The organism is Devosia sp. Leaf64 (assembly GCF_001421945.1).
In the GTDB taxonomy this organism is placed as follows: Bacteria; Pseudomonadota; Alphaproteobacteria; order Rhizobiales; family Devosiaceae; genus Devosia.
Genome location: NZ_LMLO01000012.1, coordinates 355,306 through 377,178 on the forward strand (window position 1 = coordinate 355,306; position 21,873 = coordinate 377,178).

24 protein-coding genes are annotated in these 21,873 nt (G+C 58.0%); 11 read left to right on the forward strand and 13 right to left on the reverse strand.

Translation table 11 applies throughout. The features are described 5' to 3' along the window. Positions 1-118 precede the first annotated feature (118 nt). From ASE94_RS07160 to ASE94_RS07195, 7 genes are all read right to left on the reverse strand, one after another. Positions 119-916, reverse strand: coding sequence for a metallophosphoesterase (locus ASE94_RS07160; protein ID WP_062629780.1), 798 nt, complete (start codon positions 914-916; stop codon positions 119-121). Positions 917-1,322: 406 nt separating this feature from the next. Beyond that, complete coding sequence (locus ASE94_RS07165; protein WP_062629781.1) at positions 1,323-1,520, reverse strand: hypothetical protein; 198 nt, start codon at positions 1,518-1,520, stop codon at positions 1,323-1,325. A 1-nt stretch (position 1,521) separates the two neighbouring features. Then, positions 1,522-1,836 (reverse strand): helix-turn-helix transcriptional regulator, encoded by a 315-nt coding sequence (locus ASE94_RS07170; RefSeq protein WP_062629782.1) that lies wholly within the window; start codon positions 1,834-1,836, stop codon positions 1,522-1,524. Continuing rightward, complete coding sequence (locus tag ASE94_RS07175; RefSeq protein WP_062629783.1) at positions 1,836-2,234, reverse strand: hypothetical protein; 399 nt, start codon at positions 2,232-2,234, stop codon at positions 1,836-1,838. Before ASE94_RS07175 ends, ASE94_RS07170 begins: the two co-directional genes overlap by 1 nt. Before the next feature lie 429 nt (positions 2,235-2,663). Next, positions 2,664-2,960 carry a hypothetical protein gene (locus tag ASE94_RS07185; protein ID WP_062629785.1) on the reverse strand — a complete coding sequence of 99 codons (297 nt, stop codon included), beginning with the start codon at positions 2,958-2,960 and terminating at the stop codon, positions 2,664-2,666. After that, entirely contained in the window at positions 2,957-3,433 is a 477-nt protein-coding gene (locus ASE94_RS07190) for a helix-turn-helix transcriptional regulator (RefSeq protein WP_062629786.1), read from the reverse strand. The genes ASE94_RS07185 and ASE94_RS07190 overlap by 4 nt, the downstream gene beginning before the upstream one ends. Beyond that, positions 3,430-4,074, reverse strand: coding sequence for a hypothetical protein (locus ASE94_RS07195; RefSeq protein WP_062629787.1), 645 nt, complete (start codon positions 4,072-4,074; stop codon positions 3,430-3,432). The genes ASE94_RS07190 and ASE94_RS07195 overlap by 4 nt, the downstream gene beginning before the upstream one ends. 326 nt (positions 4,075-4,400) lie before the next feature. On the opposite strand from ASE94_RS07195, the gene ASE94_RS07200 reads away from it, so the two are divergent. Further along, complete coding sequence (locus tag ASE94_RS07200; RefSeq protein ID WP_062629788.1) at positions 4,401-4,898, forward strand: hypothetical protein; 498 nt, start codon at positions 4,401-4,403, stop codon at positions 4,896-4,898. 176 nt (positions 4,899-5,074) lie between these two features. On the opposite strand, the gene ASE94_RS07205 is transcribed toward ASE94_RS07200, so the two are convergent. Beyond that, positions 5,075-5,308, reverse strand: coding sequence for a hypothetical protein (locus ASE94_RS07205; protein ID WP_062629789.1), 234 nt, complete (start codon positions 5,306-5,308; stop codon positions 5,075-5,077). Positions 5,309-5,383: 75 nt separating this feature from the next. Then, a complete protein-coding gene (locus ASE94_RS07210) occupies positions 5,384-6,340 on the reverse strand; it encodes a hypothetical protein (RefSeq protein ID WP_062629790.1) in 957 nt (318 codons plus the stop codon). 612 nt (positions 6,341-6,952) lie between these two features. Between ASE94_RS07210 and ASE94_RS07215 the strand changes: the two genes are divergently transcribed. Next, the gene (locus ASE94_RS07215) at positions 6,953-7,342 is read left to right on the forward strand and encodes a hypothetical protein (protein ID WP_062629791.1); all 390 of its coding nucleotides are present in this window, start codon (positions 6,953-6,955) and stop codon (positions 7,340-7,342) included. A 550-nt stretch (positions 7,343-7,892) separates the two neighbouring features. Here the strand turns inward: ASE94_RS07215 and ASE94_RS07220 are convergent. Further along, entirely contained in the window at positions 7,893-8,363 is a 471-nt protein-coding gene (locus ASE94_RS07220) for a helix-turn-helix transcriptional regulator (protein WP_156351964.1), read from the reverse strand. Between the two features lie 46 nt (positions 8,364-8,409). Here ASE94_RS07220 and ASE94_RS07225 point away from each other — a divergent pair, with 46 nt between their 5' ends. After that, entirely contained in the window at positions 8,410-8,913 is a 504-nt protein-coding gene (locus ASE94_RS07225) for an NADAR family protein (RefSeq protein WP_062629793.1), read from the forward strand. A gap of 10 nt (positions 8,914-8,923) precedes the next feature. On the opposite strand, the gene ASE94_RS07230 is transcribed toward ASE94_RS07225, so the two are convergent. Together ASE94_RS07230 and ASE94_RS07235 are read right to left on the reverse strand one after the other, a co-directional pair. Beyond that, the gene (locus tag ASE94_RS07230) at positions 8,924-9,850 is read right to left on the reverse strand and encodes a PfkB family carbohydrate kinase (RefSeq protein ID WP_062629794.1); all 927 of its coding nucleotides are present in this window, start codon (positions 9,848-9,850) and stop codon (positions 8,924-8,926) included. Next, the gene (locus ASE94_RS07235) at positions 9,847-11,769 is read right to left on the reverse strand and encodes a hypothetical protein (RefSeq protein ID WP_062629795.1); all 1,923 of its coding nucleotides are present in this window, start codon (positions 11,767-11,769) and stop codon (positions 9,847-9,849) included. The genes ASE94_RS07230 and ASE94_RS07235 overlap by 4 nt, the downstream gene beginning before the upstream one ends. A gap of 123 nt (positions 11,770-11,892) precedes the next feature. Here ASE94_RS07235 and ASE94_RS07240 point away from each other — a divergent pair, with 123 nt between their 5' ends. Genes ASE94_RS07240 through ASE94_RS07250 form a run of 3 tightly spaced genes read left to right on the forward strand, consistent with a single transcriptional unit; the run spans position 11,893 to position 15,958 of the window. Next, a complete protein-coding gene (locus ASE94_RS07240; protein ID WP_062629796.1) occupies positions 11,893-12,990 on the forward strand; it encodes a hypothetical protein in 1,098 nt (365 codons plus the stop codon). Beyond that, the gene (locus tag ASE94_RS07245; RefSeq protein ID WP_062629797.1) at positions 12,990-14,888 is read left to right on the forward strand and encodes a hypothetical protein; all 1,899 of its coding nucleotides are present in this window, start codon (positions 12,990-12,992) and stop codon (positions 14,886-14,888) included. The genes ASE94_RS07240 and ASE94_RS07245 overlap by 1 nt, the downstream gene beginning before the upstream one ends. Continuing rightward, positions 14,888-15,958, forward strand: a complete 1,071-nt coding sequence (locus ASE94_RS07250; protein WP_062629798.1) for a hypothetical protein — start codon at positions 14,888-14,890, stop codon at positions 15,956-15,958. Before ASE94_RS07245 ends, ASE94_RS07250 begins: the two co-directional genes overlap by 1 nt. A gap of 642 nt (positions 15,959-16,600) precedes the next feature. Here the strand turns inward: ASE94_RS07250 and ASE94_RS07255 are convergent. Continuing rightward, a complete protein-coding gene (locus ASE94_RS07255) occupies positions 16,601-17,533 on the reverse strand; it encodes a hypothetical protein (RefSeq protein WP_156351967.1) in 933 nt (310 codons plus the stop codon). Positions 17,534-18,363: 830 nt separating this feature from the next. Here ASE94_RS07255 and ASE94_RS07260 point away from each other — a divergent pair. From ASE94_RS07260 to ASE94_RS20620, 5 genes are all read left to right on the forward strand, one after another. Continuing rightward, on the forward strand, positions 18,364-19,074 hold the full coding sequence (locus ASE94_RS07260) for an autoinducer binding domain-containing protein (protein ID WP_062629800.1): 711 nt from the start codon (positions 18,364-18,366) through the stop codon (positions 19,072-19,074). Between the two features lie 177 nt (positions 19,075-19,251). After that, positions 19,252-20,640: a radical SAM protein gene (locus ASE94_RS07265; RefSeq protein WP_062629801.1), complete on the forward strand. Its 1,389-nt coding sequence runs from the start codon at positions 19,252-19,254 to the stop codon at positions 20,638-20,640. 84 nt (positions 20,641-20,724) lie between these two features. Next, positions 20,725-20,970 (forward strand): DynW-associated RiPP peptide, encoded by a 246-nt coding sequence (locus tag ASE94_RS07270; protein ID WP_062629802.1) that lies wholly within the window; start codon positions 20,725-20,727, stop codon positions 20,968-20,970. A gap of 100 nt (positions 20,971-21,070) precedes the next feature. Further along, complete coding sequence (locus ASE94_RS07275) at positions 21,071-21,607, forward strand: hypothetical protein (protein ID WP_062629803.1); 537 nt, start codon at positions 21,071-21,073, stop codon at positions 21,605-21,607. Positions 21,608-21,610: 3 nt separating this feature from the next. Further along, positions 21,611-21,856 carry a helix-turn-helix transcriptional regulator gene (locus ASE94_RS20620; protein ID WP_082461037.1) on the forward strand — a complete coding sequence of 82 codons (246 nt, stop codon included), beginning with the start codon at positions 21,611-21,613 and terminating at the stop codon, positions 21,854-21,856. Positions 21,857-21,873 lie beyond the last annotated feature (17 nt).

Consider the following 21,873-nt stretch of genomic DNA (forward strand, 5'->3'; position numbering starts at 1 on the left):
CCCGCGGGCCGATTTTGGGATCATCTGCTATCATCCTCGTGCAGCGGCATCGCTACGTGTTAAGTGAAGGTTAACACGTATCGACCGTGGCGCCGATCCCGACACAAGGAAAGCGAAATTAAGGCTGTGAACTTTCGCTATCGGGAATTGCGATGACGAGCCCCGGATCGAATCCGCTGGAATTCTCGCTGCCGTACCCTCGCGGATTGGCCACCACCCTGGTGCTGCCGACGACATAATCGTGGCTGCTGTGCACGTGCCCATGCAGCCAGGCAGCAGGCCGATGCCTGAGCATGACCGGCTCCAGATCTGAGGAGAAGGCGGCGCTCAAAGCATCTCCTTGAAAGCGGCTCGAGACGCTTTGGCGCGAAGGCGCATGGTGCGTCACGACCAGGGTGGGCCCGGCATGCGGTTTCCGTAAGCGGCCTTCGATATAGCCCAACGTCCGCGCATGCATCTCGCGAGCGTGCTGGGGCTCGAAAGCGTCTGAACTCAGATCGCGGAGTTTGATCTGACGGTGATCGTTGATGCCAAGGTACGACTGCGTCATTGCCGTTGACCGCGCGCCTTCATCTCCACCCGCGTAAAGGTCGTAGTCCGTCCACAAAGTGCCACCGATGAACCGCAGGCTGCCGAGGATAATTTCATTGTTATCGAGCACGTAGATCCCGCTGATCGACGCATATGCGCGCGCCTGCTGCCGCTCGCGCTCGATGCTGGAAGAATAAAATTCGTGGTTGCCGAGAACGTATACGATCGGCCCCTCGAAACCGGAATCGTAACGGAGCCACTCCATCGCTTGGATCGCTCCCGGCATTACGTCGCCGGCCACCACCAGCACGTCGGCGTCGGGGACGCTCGACGGAATCCATGGCGCGTGGTCGAGGTGAAGGTCGGAGATCAGCCAAATTTTCATGCGAGGCACTATCGCAGGACCCGCAACAGAATGGAGCTCTGAGTTTTGGACAAGGTTACGGAAGGTCCTACGCGGCCTCTTCAAGATGTGAGACGTCGACGAACTTCCCACGCCCAAGCCGTTCCAAGCCAGCGACATAATCCTCCCAAGTGATCCGGCCGGCCGCGGCTCGCGCCCAAATAGTCACAAGTCAGTCACCGACTTCTCTGGACCGCCGACTGACATATTCTTCCGTACCCTGCTCCCAGCGCTCGACTTGGAAGGCTAGCGCTCCGGCTTTGCAACCCACCTGGACGGCCTCGATATCGAACTCTTCGACGCCGAGGCCGAGGCCGAGATCGGCACCCTCGACACCACCGGCGCGCTCTGAATGGTGGAACTCATAGATCCAGCGGCCAACGGCCTCCTACAGCTTGCAGATGAAGAAGCCGGGGCCGGGCTCGTTGCCGTAGTCCGTGTGATCGTCCCAGAGCAGCGTCCATTCACCCTCGTGATCGGGCCCGGTCCATTCGGCTGCCGCCAAGGCGTCCATGGTGGTGATCGCAGGCGGTACCGCTTCCGGCTTCCTGGCAGGTGCACCGGATCCGTAAAGTTCGTAGTCCATCTCAAATCTCCAGCGGCGCATAAACGCGCGACTTAACTTCACGAAGTCCGATCGCTTTGAGCACGGACGGCGGCATAGGCCTGCGCGAGTTCATGATGTCGGACATCGACTGCCTGGTGATGCCGATCTTCTTGGCGAATGCTGCTTCCGATCCAGCCGACTTCACCGCATCTCGAAGCCGAAGATATGTCTGGGCTTCATTGAGACGCAGCGCCTCATTTGAACGATACGCGCGCGCATCGAGGTCGTGGATCGCGTTTACGATATGCAGCGGCACGTCGTCTCCAAGGGCGGCGATGATGAAGGCGGCGCGCATCAGAGAGCGTCCCTGCGAAGCTTCCGTCGACCAGCCCTTATTTGTCGAAGTGCCTCTTGGCCGACATCAACATCCTTGACGGCTTCAAGGTAGGTTTTGGGAAGCACCGCGGAGAAATCCACGGTCGCTGCAGCTTCGTTGATCGCTGCCTTGTCTTCGTCATTCAGACCGCCTGACACAACACCGAGAATGCCTGCCCTCTTCGCGGCCCGGTAGCAGATGCCATGATCGACGCCATAGTGCGCGCCGATCTGACGCCAGGACATGCCTTCCTGCCGCATCCTAAGGAGGTCGGAATCGTTGATGGTCGGCTTGCCGTTCCTAAGCGCCTTGATGGCTTCAATGAAAGCGAAATCGGTCTCGAACGGGGAAACGAGCTTTGGAGCGATCTGGGTCATCCTAGAATCCTGTCGTAGATGGTTCGTGTCGATCCCCAGGCGTAGCCCGGAGGGAGGCGCGTGATGCGGCCGGCGGAGATGGCTTCGTCAGCGAGGCGGCGCATCTCTGCGAGATCCGTCTGCTGAGCTGCGATGGACAGTTCGCGACGCCTAAGGTCGTACCGGCGCCGGAGGGCCCGATCGCGCTCCTGTTTCGTTAGATGAGTTGTTGGAGCCGGCCGGTCGCGGCGAGGCTTGCGGGACGGCTTCGCCTCAAGGCAGACACCCTGGGGGTGCGATCCGCGGTACACCTTGAGGCCTGCCCTATCGATGGCACCGGCCAGCGCCTCTTCGTGATGCCGTATGCTTGGGCGATCTCCGACATGGTGCGGCTGCCGATATGAGCCATCTCGTACTCGATGGCGTCGAGCATTGGCTTGTGCTTGCTCGTCATGCAGCCAACCCGGTTTCAAGAGACCGGAAGGCATCCATGTAACTGTCGGCCATTTCCCGAGACTTGTTCCTGATGAAGGGCAAAAACTCGGACATGGCGGCGTGGAATTCGCCGTCGACCATGGGATTGAAAACGCGAGACAGCGCCTCCCATTCTATGGTCTGCGACGTGACATTCCCGCCGTTTTCGGGGACCACGTTGACGGTCACCGAAACGTCGACCTTGAGCCTGTCCCGATGGACGAAAATTTCCGAAAGCGAATAACCGGCATAGACGCACGTGCGGCCGTTCATGATGCATCTCCATTGATTTTGGTGACGACGCCGGCGCGGAGGCTGTAGCCCTCACGCTTGAGCAGAGCGTGGACGGATGCGCGGGACACGCCAGCCTGCCGAGCGATCCGAGCGGGACGGACGCCGGAACGGATCATTGAGATGATGTCCTCGGTGGCCGGCAGCTTCCGGTTCGGATGGACTTCACCAACTTCATAGCGGCTAAGCAGGACCGCCATCTGATACACGAAGTGGTAGCGGACGCTGCACTCGACAGCGACGGCGCGGCAGATAGCGTACGTGATCGGACCATGTGTCGGCAGGGCATTCAGCACCTGGCGCTTCCGGTAGCCGCGGCACGTGCCGCCTTGAAAAAGGACGCCAGGATCCATTTCACCGGACGCAAGCCACTCGACGAAACGGAAAGCGAATTCAGTGAATTCAGGCTCTGGCGCGGTCTCGGCCGCTTCAATGTTGCAGTGGTGGGCTGTCATGCTCGCCCAACCTTCTCAACATCGAAGCCGAGTTGATGAATGGCTTCCGCGACTGCGTTGATAGACCTCAAATCACCTTTAACCAGGAGAAGAACAGACCCACCGGAAAAGGTGTAGGACCCTACAGGATCGACTTCGAAGGCATGCATGATATCTGCCGTTCCCCGGGCCGCATCGCGCCGTGCGAATTCGGAACGAGCTGAAGCTTCCGGGTCTCCGCCGCCCTCGATGCGGAGGATAGCAGCGTTGCATGCCGCCACCTGATCCACGAGTTCCGAATCTGTGCAGCCATCGGGTCCACGCAGGAGCTTAAGGCGATCAAGACACCTCTGCAGTTCTTCGGCGAGATCACGCTCGATGATGGCGGTGAAGGACTGCCCAGACGGCAGCACAACATCGACCACGGTGTTGGTGCCGGTCAGCTCTTCGAGCGATTCCATGTGATTGATGCCATGGATCGCGGCGTGGATCTCGGCGAATTCCTGTGCCTGGTCGAAGTCGCCGACCCACTCGCCGTCATGTACGTAGCGATCAAGAAGCACGTCAGCGCGCTTCTCCAGCGCCCAACGCGCATTGCGGAGGATGTCGGAATTTGGGGTGCAAGAACCCGTGGCTGCCGAGGCAGCATTTTCGTCGGCCATTGTGATGGTCCCCGTTGTCTTGTCGGTACCGGCCGCAGATCTTCCTGTGGAAAAATCGTTAACGACCGTTCATATCCACAAGATCGTAGGACCCCGCGAATCAGTCAATCACCGCGGAAGCCGAAAACGACTTAGCGCCAATTACGATAATTGGAACATGGAGTTATCGCCCACGTATTTTTTCGGGCGCATGGCGCTATCGCGGTAAAACGCCCGTCATACCCCCGAATCGGTTGCAAAATGTCAAGTCCTGTGGTGGCTTTCATGGATTGAAACCATAGTCCTAGCATCGCCGCCGGAATGGCGGCCAACTAGGAGTGTTTTGAATGCGGAATTTCTTCGCGAAGATCGCCGCCATTATGAGAGCGATGGGGTCTTTCGGGATGCGGATGGTCAAACGCGGCGGCACGTGGATCGCCGAAATCTTCAACGTGCCGGCGGCACCTGTGGGGGAAGCAGAGGCGGCCGATGCCGTTCCGGATATGACCCCGTCCAGGTCAGATGACATGTCCGCTGTCCGTGAGCTGGCCAAGACCCTGGCGGCGGGAATGGATCCGAATCCAGAGATGCTGAAGGGCATTCCGGATTTGAGCATCAAGTGGCTGCGCGCAATGGATCGCGCTGCCTTGTGCAAGGTCATCTTGGCTGACGATGCCAAGATCGCTGCTCATCTCCGTGGACAGGCGGCGATCCGGGGCCTGGTTCCTTACAATGCGGAAGCGATCGACGATGTCGCCGCCGCCAAGAGCCATCCGAGGCCAAGGGATCGGCAGCCGACGTTTAGGGACTTGCTCGAAGCGAAGGGTGTCAGCCTCGCTGCCTGACAGGCGGCATCAGATATGAGAAAGGCCCCCGTCGATGCCGGGGCCTTTTTGTATGGTTGACGCTCTTAGCAATCGGCTCACAAAGCCGTCGCGGAAAGGAGGCCGTCGGCTATTTCACACCCTTTGTCCAACTGAAGGCTCGACGCTGACCTCGATTTTCTTTGACGTCAATTGCGTCAGTTCAAAGGGGTGTCGAGCAGGCGGTTCACGCGATCGAGACGCATCTCGGCGGCGTGCCTCAGAGCGCGCTCGTCTTCCAGTTCAGCAAGCACACTTTTGAGAGCTGCGCGAAGAGCATCGATGCTGCCATTCTTACTATCAACGATGGCCTGCGCATGGGAGACGGTGTTCGAAAGCTCGCGATTATAGCGCATCGAGAGTGCAACTTCTGTATCGCTGAAACTGAGCATTTTCCGATCTCCTTAGTTGATTTCAACCTAGCACTCGGGAGCTCACAAAGGGCGCCCCCAATCTATCGCATTCGATTAAATTTCAGTGCCGTTCGTCCCCACTGGTCGCCGGCCAAATCCGAACGGCTTCCGCAAAACAGGTGGTGGCTGAAATGCGACCACGTTGTCTGCTGGTGCATGACGCTCTCTCTTCGACCTCGGCGGCTTTTGCCAAGTGCCCCCCCTTTCCGCTTCGATATTTCGTAACTTTTCGGCTATCGGACTCGGCGCAGGACGGCGGACGAATATGACAATGTCACGCACGCGGCCGATGGATTTCGACACCGTTCCCGACCGCCTCATCTCGACGTCGATCGTCAGGCCGCAAGCATTCCAGGCGTCCTGAAAGGCAGGTTTCAGGAATTTATCCATCAATGCGCTGGGCGGAACTTTCGGCAGTCGAAGTGCCCTTTCCGCCTTCGCGTAAGGCATGGAAATCGTGCAATACTCGTCGTCCCAGGCCTTAGTTTTAGGATTGGTCGGCCCGAGCGCATGCAACGCTAGAAGACGGCATGACAACTCAAGACCTCCTCGCGTGGATGCCCCTGCGAGGAGGCTGACGGGAATGCGGACACGGTCGCCGGCGGAGGGACGGAATGCATCGAGTAGGCCGGAATCGATAACCCAGGAAACCTCGTCGCCGAGGTTATGCATGACGGGTTCGGATCGTCCGGACTGCAAGCGGAAAAGCGTCGTCGGCAGCTGCATCCTACGGCCGTCGTCGATCCGGACGGTGCTATCGCGGAGGCGGACGTATCGCGCAGCTTCAGTTTCGAGACCGGAACGTCGGCTAAGCCCGAGCGCGGCGCGCAAGCGATTGTCGGGGATGCGGTAGATCTCACCCTCTTCGTCCTCCGGTTGCCGGTGCAGCGCGAGGTAGATGACGCACAGCGCATAGCTCAAATCACGTGCTGAGAAGCGATCTGCGCCCTCGACATTCATCTCCGAAACGGCACGTGCGGATAGCTCGATTTCAGCTGGAAGAACGGACATTCCCACGCTCCGGCGTGAAGTTGATGATTTAGGGTAATGGGGCATGATGCTAAGTTCAAGCGTCGTAAAGACTTTTTGCCAATACCTACCCCTTCGTTGATACGCGATAAGGGTAGTTCAAAAATTCTAGTGCATTGAAATTAAAAGTCTATTTAGATACACCTACCCTTATCGCGTTAGGCTATAAAGAAAGAATAGATATCTAACTCTCCCTTAGCTAGCTGGTCGGATAGGAATCGATCAGGGTCGATATCTGTTCGGACAGGAAGCAGCGACCGACTGGTAGCGGCGACACCGGTAGCGGAGGTCCGGCGCAGACCGATCCTCTTCGATTTTAGGCGTTGCGTGCTCAAAGGGATGAATCGCACTGATCATCGATAGCAGATCTTTTTTTATTATATACCCGATAGCGGACAAGCGCGTGCTTGCAAGTCGACGACGGGGCTCGAGCCCCGGGGGCTCCAGTCCCGCGCGCCCATCCGGCGTTACGGTGTAACGCTTGTCCCTTGCAACGTCGGGTCGCATATACTCCTCATGGCACGTACTAGACTCAAAAAGCGGGAAGCTGATTTGGCGGCGGGTGCCGTTCGCCAGTCGAAGAGGCGCGGACGTATGAAGCAGGCCAGACGTCCTGATACACAGGCCTGCGACCGAGCGATCGTCGAAGCCGTTAGCTTCAAGTTCTCGGAAGTGCTCCGCGACATCCGGCAGCGAACGGAAGGCGACCGCGAGGAAGCAGCCCGGCTGATGGTCACTGCGATGGTCGGCGTGTCAACATTGGCTGCGCTTGCGTGTCAGATCCTCGTCGATCGATACGGCTATGATCGCACAGCGACCGTGAAAGCCATTCATCTGCGGATCGCCAAGCGTGACGAGCACGATGACCCTTCGTTCTTCCCCAGTCTCAATCCGGATCACGAGGCACAGGCAGATCGAATGGAATCGGTGCGTCAGGCTCGCTGCCTAACGTCCAACCCCGATGGCGATTTGGTTGGAGCCTGATTTCGGAAAACCTATCGAACGCTCCCGTTACCTCCTCGGATCTCGTCACGCAAAATTCGCGGACGTCGTCACGCTATCGGTTGTGTCTCGCAACCCGGTCGGATACAATCCGAGCACTGTAATACACCAAAACCTCAACCCCGCCGGTTCGTCCGCGCGGGGTTTCTTTTTGGATCAAATTCTTTGAGTAATTTTTGTTGTGCCATCGAACAATAGGGGGCCGCTGGCAGACTGGCAGCTTTTGATCGCCGGTCATAGAAAGCGGCCATTGAGCGGAGCCCACTACCGGTGGCCCATCTGGGGCCGGAAGCAGTCAGGCAGCTTTTGTCGCCGCCCTAGAGAAAGCAGTCATCGGGCGCGGGATGGTGCCGGCGACGCTTCCGGGGCCGCAAGCGGTCTGTTTGGAGCACGCATGGGGGGGCGTACCTATTTCGCGGTCAATTACCGCCCCCGGGGGCACCGACAGAACTGGCGGAGTTCCCGCGGGAGGCAGCCTTGATCAAGGACTATGCCTACAGTCGAAGCGGTACAGGCCGCTTCCCCATTTCCGTTAGCTTCGCTTCTGCCGCTTGTGCTTGTCCGATGGCTTAGTTGCGTTAGCGGCCTCGGTGGATGTTTCATGACCGCGTGCGGTGCGATCCGTCATGACAGACCTCGACGCATGAACAGGTAGCTTTGCCAACGCGGCGCCGGCGGCCGCCACTTCGTCCAGGGCATCCAGCAGCCGCAACAGTCGATCGGCGCCCTCCGGAGTCCTGTCCCACAGTTTAAGTATTTTTGCGGTTAGTCGCTCCTCGTGTCTCGAGGAAAGCCCCGGCAGCACGACTTCGACGTCGAGGAACATGCATATCTGCATAATTGTTTGCGATACGGTCTGAAACTTCCCTGCACAGGCCCTGCTAACCTGGCTCTGGCTGATGGCTAACTCTTTTGCAATCTGCTCGTGGCGATAGCCTAATTCGATACGCCGAGCCTCCAGGCGTTTTCCAAGCTCTTTCGAAGCAGACCTATTGATGTTCATGCAAATCTGCATATACTTTAGCGCAGGTCGGTGGCAAGGAGTATCCATGAGCGTTTCGGAAATACGGTTCTATCGCGCGAGCGAGAAGCCGTTCGGCGCCTTCAGCAATCTCTTCCGCCGCTCGATCGTGTTCGAGGGCGAGACATTCAAGACCTCCGAGCACGCGTACCAGGCGGGTAAAGCACGGAAGCCAGAAGTCCGGCGTTGGTTGATGGATGCACCGTCGCCGGCATTGCTGGCGATGGCTGCTCACGGACTCTACTACTGGGACGTCGCGCCCGGCTGGTCCAAGTTCAAGTTCGATCGCATGCGGGGCGTCCTAGCGGCAAAGTTCACCCAACATGATGATCTGCGCTCGTTGCTGGTATCCACCGGCGATGCCCGCCTTATCGAGACCGCGACCGAAGACAATGCGGTCAATAGGCTCTGGGGCGAGGTGAACGGCGTCGGGCAGAATATGTTGGGGCAAATGCTGATGGAGCTCCGGTCCGAACTGCAGTCACCCACGGGCAAGCTCGACACCTGGGGTACGATGCAGGCAGCGGAATAGTCGGGAAGCTTCAGCTTTCCGACAACAGGCGGCGAACACCATCGACACCGATACCGTCGAATACGCCGCGCGCGCCGAGATATGCGCAATTGGTGGCCGCCAGCACCTGACCCGCACGAACACCCGCCGCGAGATCGGTTATGTCCCACCGAGCGCGGGGACGCTTATGTCGGACCAGCCAGTCGATCAATCCGACGCTGACCATATCGCCCGAGCCGCTGGTGTCGACCACCCGGGCCGCGGGAGTTGCGTTACACCACATTGATTTCTGCCCCTGGCGAAGCTCGAGGCCCGAGGCTCCGTGCGTCACTATAGTAAGGGCGTGCTCGTCGACGGGGGCGTCTTGCAGGCTCGATATCCGCTCCTCCGAGCACTTGAGGACAGACACGTGGCGGACCGCGCGGCGGAAGAGAGTCTCGTCCCCGATCTCTGATGGCTCGAAGAACACCACGGCACCAGCGCTCCACGCCATTTCCATCGCGTCGGCGATCGTCTCGGTCAAGCGGTCCGCATAGAACACGGAACAACCGCGGATCAGGTTGCGGGCCGCGACTGCCTGTCCCGCATCGATAGCGGAATATCGCGGGAACCTCTCATTCGATCCTTGGGGAGTGAAACTGAAACTGTGTGTCCCCGTGGCCGTCTCGACCACCTGCAGCAACACCGGTGAGCCGATGTCGGCCGACTGGCTGATGTACTTAGTGACGGCGCCGGCATGACGGAATTCGTCCACGAGAAATCCGCCCACGGCATCCAGTCCCAGTCTCGCGACAGGAGCCACCGAGCGGTGGAGCCGTGCGAGCGAGATCAGAACGTTGCCGCACGAGCCGCCGAGAGCCTCGGCAGCACGGCTACCGTCTTCGTAGATCACGTCCAAGGTAATGAAGCCGGTCCCGACCACGTCCACCGCAGCGTGGTCGTTATTCTCTGTGATCATTCGAGCGCGTCATCCAATGTCAGGTTGAAAACACCATGCGACGACTGCCTCAGACCTTTCAAGATGGCCAATAGTGCGTCCGGTCCGGTCAGATGGTCACCGAACAGGGGCCAGCAACAGTCCGCGCGGTGGCAGACTCGGCCCACGCTGATGCCATGTCGGTACCCGAGCAACTCGAAATCGTTACCCCCGATATCCCCGCTATCCCCAACGCATAGGACAGAAAGATCCGTTCCGATCGCAGACTGAACGTGGCGAACGACATTGGTTTTTGAACTAGCCGCAGAGATGATGTCGATGGAATGACCGGATCTCACCATTCTGACTGAGCCGTCCCGCAGGAAGGACGCATTTTCCAGAGCGTCGTTGAACTCGGCGGGCGACACTAGCTCGGACAGCCGGATCGTGATCTGGCGGGTGGGACGGAATTTCCTGCCGTTGTTGAAGAGGCCGGTGCGCTCCGACAACCAAGCGATCGCCGGATCGAGGTCATTGTCGGGGTCAGCGGGTTGCGCCTCGATATCGACTGACAGGGGGCGAAGCCAGCTTCCGTTGTAGTATCCGACCAGAACGTCATCCCAGTGCTGGGGCGGTATGATCGCCCTCAGGGCTCGGCATCCGGAACCCCCGCGACCTGTGGCGAACGCGAGGTTCATTCCTTCGTCCAGCAAGCGGACCAGCTGCCCGACGATCTCTCTGGAAGCTGGTTCGAGACGTTGATCCGTGGACACCATGGTGCCGTCGTAGTCCAGCACCAGCCCACTGAAACGCGATCCTGCCAGGGAGGCGGTCGCCGCGGAGTGCGCCATCACGATGTCGGCCTGCGGGTGGTCGGGTGAGTCATACTCCAAAACGGCAGCCAGCTTTTTGCGGGCACCGCCCGAGAGGCTTTGCTCAAGTTCAATAAGTGAGGGTGCCTCGTAGATGGATTTGGCAAACTCGCCGACACCCGGCTTACCGGGATCGATATTCACGCGACGGCCGATAGCTTCGACCAAAAGCAGGGCGTCCAGTACAGCTTTGGCAGCCGAGAACCTGCCGCAATTACCGTAGTCGAGTGCGATGCTGCGCATCGACGAAGGCAGCCGGGTGCGCAAGTCCTCCCAGGCCCGCCTGGTCGCGTGGCCAGTCAGGGCGATCACGGTGGTGCTCTCTAGATTCTTGGCGAACCAGGTATGGCGACCATGCGCGAAGTTCCGGAAGTCCACCCTCTGTACGCTCCCGAGCGCTGCTTCCCAGATCGAGGTCTCGATCGTCACTGCCGCAGCCAGGAGGCTGGGGTCGTGAAGGACAAGGATCGTGTCGTCTTCCTTCATTCCGATATCGACCAGCGCGTCGCCCAGCGAAGTGCGATGGTCAGCCGCGATCCTGGACAGCAGCATGGCGTCGAGCGCCGACAGTAGATTCTGGCCGGAACCAGCCATGGTCGACGACGAGGCCAACAGGGTGCCCCATACCGCACTCATCAGCGAGTGAGTGGAAAGGAAACCGTCTTTGGGGTCAGCGACAGGAACGACGATGGTTTTAAGTATCGACGGAAATCTAGAACGTATGGATGTGTCCGGATTACTGGTAACTAGATAGATTTCGCTAGCCATCCGTTTTACCGCCGCCGATAAAGCTGCGTCGATATCAGGGTTTTCGCCACGTGCCGTAAATAGCCAGACCGGGGTTCCGGCCAAGCTGAAATTGTCTAAGACGAATTCCAGCGGCGTCCGAATTATCGTGGGTGGCGCGCCGCGGGTATCTCTACTGCGGGCGAAGAACATCGCGGTCGCGGTCGAGCCACCGGAGCCAACGACAACAGCGCCGCGGTCCAGGCCGTTGTGAAAAAAATTGGTGAAATCTGCAAGATCATTGCTTCCGACGACCGCAAGGGTGGCGGCAAGATTGTCGATCTTGCTAGATAGGACAGTCATGTTATTGCCTGGGCGTAGTAGTGAATCATTTTTAGCGGCGGATGGCGCGTGAACGATACGTGAACATTCTGCTGTTGTCATCCGCGCGCGGAGAATGGCGACAGCTGTTTAAGAAATTGAACAATGAATAAAACGGTAGCACTCCGATTACTCGCCGAGATCATGGGTTGGGACGACCGCACTGCGGGCGAGGAATACCAGTGGCTCGGCTTTATGGCTAAGCTCAAGTACGACGGTTATCGCGATTTCGTCGCCGGCGCCCGCTTTCTCGAGAGCCTGGCCGGGTGGCTGCGGCAGTTCGAACAGGATGATCGCCCTGCCGCCTATGCCTTGATGAAGGAAAACCTCGTCTATTTCGGTCCCATTGAAATCCGTCGACTGGTCGAGTCATTCTATCCGGACGTCGTCTTCCCTTGGGCGATCGGGGAGGTAGCCCGGCGCGAGTCCATACCGGATTGGCTCGTGGCAGCACAAAGGCCCGCACAGCTTCGCAAGCTGTTGCGACAGACGCTGTTTGTCGCCTTGAGCGAGGGTGCCCACACCGACGCTATAAGGCACGCGAACCCCAGCCTATCCAACGAGCAGATCATCGTCTCTCACCAGGTCGACGACGAGAAGTGGGAAGGGTTAGTGAAGGACCTGCGCACGGACACGGGCGACCCGAATGCCTTGTTTGCCCGAGCCTACCTGGTCGACGATTTCACCGCATCCGGCACGACTTTGATTCGTCGCGAGGTGAACGGGGCCTGGAAGGGCAAGATCCCCAAATTCCTGGACCGCGTCGCGATGACCGAGAGCAAGTCGAGCATTTTCGAGAAGGGGTGGACGCTTGGCGTGCATCACTACATATCGACGACGCAGGCGGATGCAGCGTCCAAACTTTTGATCCGCCAGTCGGAAGGCGACAGTAAACTAGAGTTGCCGGCCGGACTCGACATGACCTACGGCTACCTCCTTCCGTCCACGACCAGACACGATGTCGAAGTCGATCCCCTCAAGTCGCTGATCCACCGATACTATGACAAGGCGATCGAAAGCCGGCACAACTCTGCCGGCGGTGGTGGCACCGCGATCAATGCCGGCTACAAGGATTGCGCACTGACCGTGGTGCTCGATCACAATACGCCGAACAATAGCCTGCCTATAATATGGGCCGAGTCGGCCGGTGAGACAGGCCACGCCATGCGGCCCCTATTCCGTCGGAGACAGCGGCACACCTGATGTTCAATCCCTTTTTGAAACGCGCTTCGGAACATCTCCGCGATGACGATGCATTCCTAGCGACCGTGAGCGCTGTTCCGGTGCGGGCGTACGTTGCGCCCAAGGTGTCGGCATTGTTCGACAGACTGGTGATATTCACCGGAACACCCGGAAGCGGGAAGACCACGTTCGCAAAGCTTCTGCGCTTCAGTACGCTGTCGACGCTAAATCGCTTGGCTACATTGCCAGAACATCGTGATCTGCTCGACGCGATGACGCAGATCGGGGCTACGGCCAACGGGCTGCCGCAGGTTGCCGGCAGCAGGCTACCGATGGATCCGCGGTATCGCGAAATCTGGGAGCTGCCGTACAGTCCCGAGCTTCGAAACAAGTTCCTGGCCAGGCTTATCCAGGCCCGAGCCGTTCAGGAGTGGGTCAGTGGCTTCAAGACCGCCGGCTTGGATCCCGATACCGTCACGATCGTGCCCCGTGCAGTCGGCAGCGCCAGCCTGGAGTCGGTGGGGGGGCGGAGCCTTGACGAGCTTGCCCTGAGGGCAAAGTCTGTTGAGACGGCCATATTCAAGATAACGCGTGCGCTTATCCCGCCGAGTGAGGCCGACCTGCCGGCTGGGGACCTTGACGCCTACGACCCTTTCAACGCGATCGAAGCGTTTCGTCACTCGCCTAGCGACGGCAAACCTCGCGATATCAAGCCGCTGGTGCTGCTCGACGACGCGCATGACCTGCACGGCAAGCAGTATGAATTCATGACGGAATGGCTCCGTCAGCGCGAAATCGGTCCCGCACGCTGGGTTCTGACGCGGCTCGATGTCCTCGGGTCGAAGGAAGTTCTTGGCGAGGATGATGATGTCGAGGCGAAGGCGGGGTTCGAGGCCCAGCGGGAGCTGACATATATTCGCCTCCAGGGAGGCAAGAAAGGTCGAGGTGGAGAGCGGTCGGAATTTCGCTCCATGGCAACGGACATCTCGAAAAGGGCGCTAAGCCAACTCGACACTTTCAGCCGGAAGGGGCTGGTCAGCCTGTCGTCATTGCTCGAGACCAACCTCCCGGAGCTCGCCGACAAAGCCATCGGCGAACTGGACACGGCGATAGAAAAGCACCGGTCCGAGAAAAACGTAAACGTTGATCGCGTCTCCACGATAATGTCCGAGGTAGAGGCGTTCTCCGCCAATAAATCTGACATGACCCGCGGCGTTAAGCTGAAGGTCGCGTCGATCTTGCTGCACCGCTACACAGGTCGCACCCAGACGTCCCTCTTCGACGACGAGGATCCCGAGCCTTCCCGCGAACTTAACATCGGCCCCGAAATCGTGGCCGGTGCGAGACTCCAGTTGATGCACGAGACCGGGGCGCCATTTTACTATGGCTTCTCCGATCTCGCGGACGGTAGCTGGGAAAATGCGCAGCAGTTCCTGACTTTCGCGGCTGCGATCGTCGACGCCATTGAAACCAAGATCATCCGGGACCGCGGACACATCTTGGACGCCAACGAGCAAAACAAAATCCTTCGCGATGTGGGCCGGTCTCTGGTCGAAGAATGGAGCTTCCCATTCAGCTCGGAGGTGCGATCGATGACTGATTGGATCGCCCAGGTCGCATTGGCCCGGACCATGCTTCCGAACGCACCCCTGTCGGCCGGAGCGAATTCGGTCGCCATTCCTCAAGAGCAGTTCGAAGCGCTGAAGTCCTCCAACGACAAGCTACTGTCCGTGCTAAAGTACGGGGTCGCATATAACGCGATTTCGATATTGCCCGACCGGACGATCAAGGGGCGGCCCTGGACGCTGATCGAACTCGGCGGACCTTTGGTCCTGATGCACGGACTGCCGTTGCGACGGGGAGGAACCGTGCACAAAACCCTCAAGGAGCTCCAGCTGTCCATTCGGGGGGACGAGTAATGCCGGGCCGTTGGGATACCTGTGTCCGCCACGACGAGGGCTCCGTCGACAAGTTCTTGAAGGAATACCTTTCAAGCCCGGATCGTCGGCACTTGTTCATCGGTGCGGCGGGCTTCGATCCTCGATCGCTCATTTTCCCCAGCAAGATATACGAACTGGCGGGGGCCCGGACCCATGCGATCGCGTTGCGCGAGGAACGCGGCGACGCAGCGGCAGAGCTTGTGACAAGCGGGAACCGGCACGAGTTAGCTTTCCGGGAAATGTTCCCGACTGCGGTGACGATACAGGCCGCGATCTTCGCGGAAGACCTCGCGGTGGTGGGCGGCCGAAAGTTCGTCAACGAGCTGAACAAGATCGACCTGACCGAATTCAGCGACGTCTTCTTGGATGTCAGTGCAATCTCGGTTGGCGTCTATTACCCCGTCTTCTCACTTCTGTTGGAGAAGTCCACGGCTCTGGGGATCAACCTACACCTTCTCTTGGCGTCCAATCCGGATTCCGACCGACGCGCGGTGCCGACATATTCCGACAGGATCGATAGTCCCCACGGCATGGCATTCGACAGCGGTATGCTTGGAGATGTCCGCCCCCCGAACGAGGGCCGGCTTTGGCTCCCGCAGCTCAGGCTGAATACCAATGCCGAGTGCTCTCGGATATTCGATGCGGTCAATCCGGACGACGTCTGCCCGATCCTGCCGTTTCCTACTCGAGATCCAAGGACCGCAGACCAGATCGCAATGCGGTTTGCGGCCGAGTTCGAGGCTTGGGGTGTCGACCCAAGGAGCGTGCTTTTGGCATCGGACTATAATCCCCTCGACATCTATCGATCCATCATCAGGTTGTCGCAGGCCCGTCGGCACGTCTTCGGCAACACGCATTCGTCGATAATCGTGACCCCCATGGGATCGAGAGCTACGGCGGTGGGAATGCTTCTGGCGGCCTATGAGTTGAAGCTGCCAGTGATTTCCTCTGAGGTGCTGAGCTATCGATGGGAACCTGACGTGCTACCGGCCGAAAATCGGTTGACCCATCTTTGGATCAACGGGCCTCTCGATCCCGTTGCCGTTTAAGTTTCCGTCTCGCTGGTAGGATAGCAGGCAGCGGAATCGCTAGTGCAAAATCGAAAACCCATTCGTCTTTTGGGTTTCGACTACACTTGGAGCGTTGGTGCTCCGATGTACTTCCGGCACTCAAGCTGGCTTGCTCATCTCGGGCTGGCCAGCTCATGTTAATGCTACTAGGTCTGGGAGCAGGCCTTTGTGGTCCGGATATCCGGCGATTCAGCGACTGCTGGACCAATGTGCAGATGATCCGGCATTTCTCAGGACAAAAACGAAGTTTCCAGGGGAATGGTCGCCAGCCTCCTTACCTGTGTATCCCACCACCGTTGTACAGGTGCTGGAATGGATAGTGCAGAAGTAAAGCCTTTAGGAATCTACGAGCGCGGTCCATACCTCACGGAGGGCTGTCAAAGACCGATTTTCCAACTAGCCGCTCGCCGGGTCGTCGAAGGAGAACGTCCGCTTTCGGGAGATCGCAGTGGCAAGGCCAATGGCCGGAAAGGGACTCACGGCTGGTCAACGCCAGCGGACGCCTGTCCGCTTCGGGCTCAAGCAGACACGAGAGCTGAGTTTGTGTCGCTACTCGGCCGGCAACGGACCTGAGTTCGAGCGAACAGTCAGCAATGATCAGGTTTCATCATGCTCCGAAAGTTAAGGGCTGACACAGGACCAAAGCTTGGCGGTGGCGGCCGATGATCCGGCGAGATCTACTGTGATCTGCTCTCTGCCCATCCGGAAGACAAGTTCTGAGCTCGACTCGAATAGCGGCTGGAAGCCCTCCTCCTCGCCACCACCGAACAAGGTAATGACCTGCGGATTTCGCACTTCAACGTCAGCGATGGGGAAGGTCGTGCCATCGAAAAGCAGGTCAGCGTCTAGATTAGCGTTCGGTTCGAGTGCCCATTTCGAATTGTGGAAGTTGAGTTCGAACGCTTCGTTGCCGTTGGCGTAGACCATTAACGTCACGTTCTGATTGACGTCTCTTACCATTAGGCAGCCCCCATCGGGGTCGTCCGCTAAGGGTGCTCCCACCCAAGCGCCGACTGTGAATTCCTGGGGGTTGGATGAGGGCCGCGTTTCTGCGCTGGAATCAAGGTCGGTGAATTTGGGCTCGGAGCCATCGGTCCTGAACTGAAGGAGGTATGCACCGCCCCTGTCGTCGATAGCTTGGCAGCTTATGGTCATTGGACCATTGTATGGATTGCTGTAGGCGCAGTTGCCTGTTGTCGCTGAAGAAGTAGGCGGGACGCCTTCGATCCCCAAGTTCAGGATAACCTTATCGACGCTCTGCAACTGGGAGTCTGGGTCGGGTTTGGCGCCTTCAGCTCCCGAGAAGGTTACGACTGTCCCTTTGTCACCCACCGTCACAGTGAAGCCGGTCCGCCCCGTGCTGTAGATTGACTGAATGATGGTGGTGGAGCAACCAGCAGAAAAGTCTTTGCCATCCATCACCAGCCGTTCGCACGTGCCCGTGAGGGAGGCCATTCCCTGGAGATCACTGAGGCCTTGCGCATAGCCCGATCCTGCACCCAGCGCCGATACAACTCCGATGGAAGCAACTGACGTTGATCTAAAAATGCCCATGATACCACCCCTAGTGCTCGCAGTTGGATTACTGCCGATCTGCACAATCCGTTTACGCCATAACGTTTCTATTGCTGTCTGCAACTGGGGCTTTTCACAAGTGGGCTGGCACGAGCCCAATTGGCTAGTGAATTGGACTCGTGAACGCTCAAGGTCCAACAACACCGCTTTATCGCGCCTCATTGGTGACGCAGTGATTTACCGAGCCAGTTTGGTTGAGGGGAAAGGCCGAACGGCAGCTTTTGGCATTCCCAGATATGGATCTGAACGGCCGGAATGGGGCGCATCGCTGCCAGACTGCTGCCGACCCCATTTCTGTCGTTAGTGGTCTGGGTGCCAACGGCCATTTTGGGGCCGACAGCGGACTGGCAGCTTTCGGGAGACGATCTGGAAATAGCTGCCGTGAGCCGCGGAGCGGGCAATGGCAACTGCCGACCCGATTACCGCCGTCCAAGGTGAATGTCGGAAACCTAAAAGCAGACGTTGGCTTGGACTGACCCGAAGGTGTCTACAGAATGCGGGGCTATTCGGTCTTCGAAAGTTTCTGCAGGCTCACGATCAAAGTCGCGTCGTATTCTCTGCCCTGTCGGCACATCCAAGTTTACCGGCCAGCTGGGGTTCGTAGGGGTTTGGTCGCCGGCCTGTCGGACGGCTTTGGTGGGGGTGGTGCCAGGGTGCGTAAAATGCCCTGGCAGTTCGATATTGACACCTAACGCCCAAGCGATAATTATCGCCAAACAATAATTTCACTGAGAATGCCTTTTGGCACATGCGCTGGCACATCGGTTGGCAGCGCAAACGACTTCCATTGCTGGGTGCTCAAAATGCATATGCACGAGTCGGACTACGTCCAGAGCATTAAGTCGGCTACTGCCCCAACGAGCATCATCGCTACCTTGCGAGAGCTCGCGAGAGAACTTGGTTTAGCCCATTTGACATATATTCCAACCGGATCGCGGTCGGTGGAAACCGCGCTGGAACAGGCGGTTTCCACCTATCCTGATTGCTGGATCGAACGGTATCACCTGAAGAATTATCGTCATATCGATCCAATCACTAAACGCTCAATCGAAAGTTCGTTGCCATGCGAGTGGTCCTTGGCAATGGCCAAGGAGCCAGACGTCCTCATGTTCTTGGAAGATGCAAGACAGCACGGCGTCGGACTGAGGGGCTTAGCCTTTCCGGTTTTAGGGATTGGTGGTGCAGCCGGCATCTTTTCAGTCACTTCAAACCATTCCGACAGGGAGTGGGAGGCGCTGCCGCTAGCCTTGGTTCGTCATATAACCGCGGCAGCCTATGCCGTTCAGAACCGTGTGCATGAGATGCGGACAACAGAATTGCCCATGCCCAGCCTTTCAAAGGGCGAGGCTGCATGTCTCAGTTTTTTGATGAAGGGCGAAACGCCGAAATCGGCCGCTGCCAGGCTAGGTGTCTCAGAAAGTCGGGTACGCGCCGCCCTGCAAAAGGCCTGCAAAAAACTTCAGTCAAAAACATCCACGCAGGCAGTAGTTTCAGCAATGACGGCGGGTCTGCTAGATTAAGTCTACAGAATAGTCAAGATGTTATTTTGCTATGTTGTGACTAAATCCCCAAAGCACCAGACTAGATCACGCAATCTCCAATATTCTCATCAACAGATTTTGGTGCATTAGGTTGGAGATCATTGAGAGAGTGTAAACTTTCTCTACTGCGTCTTTCATTTCTAGGGGAGTGCAGAAATGGAATTGGATCTGGATCGTCACAAAGTATCTGAGCGCCGAGTCCGAGAATCCATCCCTGGCCAGCCGAGCCGACAGGAGATTGGAGAAGTGTACGGGCTTCTGGGAGCGCTTTTCGATGAATTGTCGGAAGAAGAGCAGGCGGAGTTCGGGACGCTCCTCTTTGGCGAAACGAAGCCTGCTTCCATGAAGATACGCGCGTTGCCGGCAGCGGAGGTGCTTAACCAGTCGGAGTTGGCGACCCTGGCTGCCATAGAAGAGGTGGAGGTCAGTCAGACGCGGGCCCAGGCCGGGACGATGGTTTTGGTGATGAAAGGAACGCGCCTCTGCAACCTGCGCTGCACCTATTGTCACTCCTGGCGCGAGGGCCCTGGCAATGTAATGTCGTTCACAGTGCTTGCGCGCAGCATTCGAGACGCCCTGCTCGCGCCTGGCATCAAGCATGTCGAGTTTGTTTGGCATGGCGGCGAAATCACCCTTCTCGGTACGAAGTTTCTCCGAAATGCGCTTTGGCTGCAGCAGCGTTACCTCACGGATGGAGTCTCCGTCTCCAATAGCGCTCAAACCAATGCCGTGGATGTCTCCGACGAAGTCATGTTTTTCATGCGCGATCATGGCATCTCCGTCGGAGTTAGCATTGATGGTCCACCGGCGCTGAACGATACGAGGCGTGTAGACAAAGACGGTAACGGTACATCGCAACGTATTTTCGAAACGCTGCGGCGCTTCAAGGAAAATGAGGTGCCATTCGGGTTGTTGGCGGTCATCGACGCGGAGATCGCCGCGATACCACCCAGAGATCTCCTGGATTTCTTCGTATCCACCGGTACCGGCGCAATGGACGTTCTGAACGTGTTGCCAGAGAACGACACGGATGGGTGCGCCGTAGTGGGAACCTACATACCATGGCCTCAATACGTCGAGTTCATGAGCAATCTGTTCGAGATTTGGTGGTCGGACTACAAAGACCGCTTGGATATCCGCTCATTGTCGTCGCTCGTGGACAAGGTGGCCAACCGCGGGAATAGCCTTTGTGTGTTCGCGGGCAATTGCCAGGGTAAGTATCTGACGATTGAGGCCAACGGCGGCATAAGCGCCTGCGATAAGTACGTCGGACACAAAGAGTACGAATACGGTTCGCTGTTCCAGGGAAATCTTAACGAAGTTCTATCGAACTCGCCGAAGCTGGCTGCCGCCAGACTTGAGCTGTCGGGCTACAAAGCAAAATCAGAGCCGTGCGAATGGTATGCGACCTGCAATGGTGGATGCCCCCACGATCGGAAGCTCACCCATACGCATTTGCAGGACCAGAACGGGTGCTGCGGGTTGAAGCCACTCCTCCGGAAGATCAGCGACACGATATCCACCCCCGCTCTCGCCGCAGAGTAGGTACTTATTGCCGGCAACCGCCTGCTGGGCGAGGCGGAGCCGTGTCGGCAATCTCCGTCAATCAGCCCAGAAAAGGACTAGACTATGCACACTGCCACTCTACCGGCTTCGCATGGCGTCGCCGACCGCATCCTTTCCTTTGGTGCAAACCTTTCGGCTCGCCAACAGTCCATCCTGAACGCGATGGTCGTGAAGGGGCGTTCTCGCCTTGACCGTGCCGAAACGCGCATGTCTGCGGCGGATGCGAGCGAAGTACTCGCCGAGCGCGCCAAATCCGGAATGGACAATCAGTCCGCTTGGACCTTCGATATCTGGAAACACTCCTTCTAAGAACATTTTTCCTCGGGGCCTTATGGCCCCGAGGTCCCTATTTGCAGGAGAGAATTATTGCGATACGATAACTCCAACATCCTAGAGCGGAGTGTCGAGAATGTCTGTGCCCTTCAAGCGGTCGAAACTTATCGCTCGGCTTGCGCGATACGGATCGGTCGCGTGCGGCGCGTTGATGATCATCATACCCCTTGCGACTATCGCGTACTGGCTTTTGGCAGACGCGGGAATTCTCATGGGAGTCTATTTTTCCCCCGAGGTTTCCTTGTCGGTGGAGCAACGCATTGCCGGGCTCCTGGTGACGCTCATTTCAGTAGGCGCGATCGGCATTGTCCTTATGAGCCTTCGCGCCCTGTTTCAGCATTTTTCAGAAGGCAGGTTGCTCTCCACAACCAGCTCTCTCCTGGTGCGCAGGATCGCACTGGGAGTATCGATCTACGCAACGCTGATCATCCTTTCCCAGACTGCTCTTTCGGCTATCCTGACGATGAACGCTCCTACGGGGAGTCGAGTGGTGGCCTTCACCATCTCATCGGAATCGTTAGTGCTTTATGCCGTGGCAGCAATACTCTGGCTTTTCAGCTTGGTCTTGGCACATGCTTCGGACGTCCAGCAGGACAACGAGATGATCGTTTGAAAGATGCCCATAGTGGTACGCTTGGACGTCATACTCGCTCGCACGAATACAAGGTCGAAGGACCTAGCTTCCGCTATCGGAATTACCGAGGCGAATCTCTCACTTCTGAAATCAGGAAAAGTGAGAGGCGTTCGGTTCGAAACGCTTGCTGCGATTTGCCGCGAATTGAAATGTCAGCCTGGAGACATTCTGACTTACGTCGAAGACGACCCCCGGACTCCACTGCCAGAATTTTCCCACGAACCCTAGGTGGCAGGCGCCCCGGA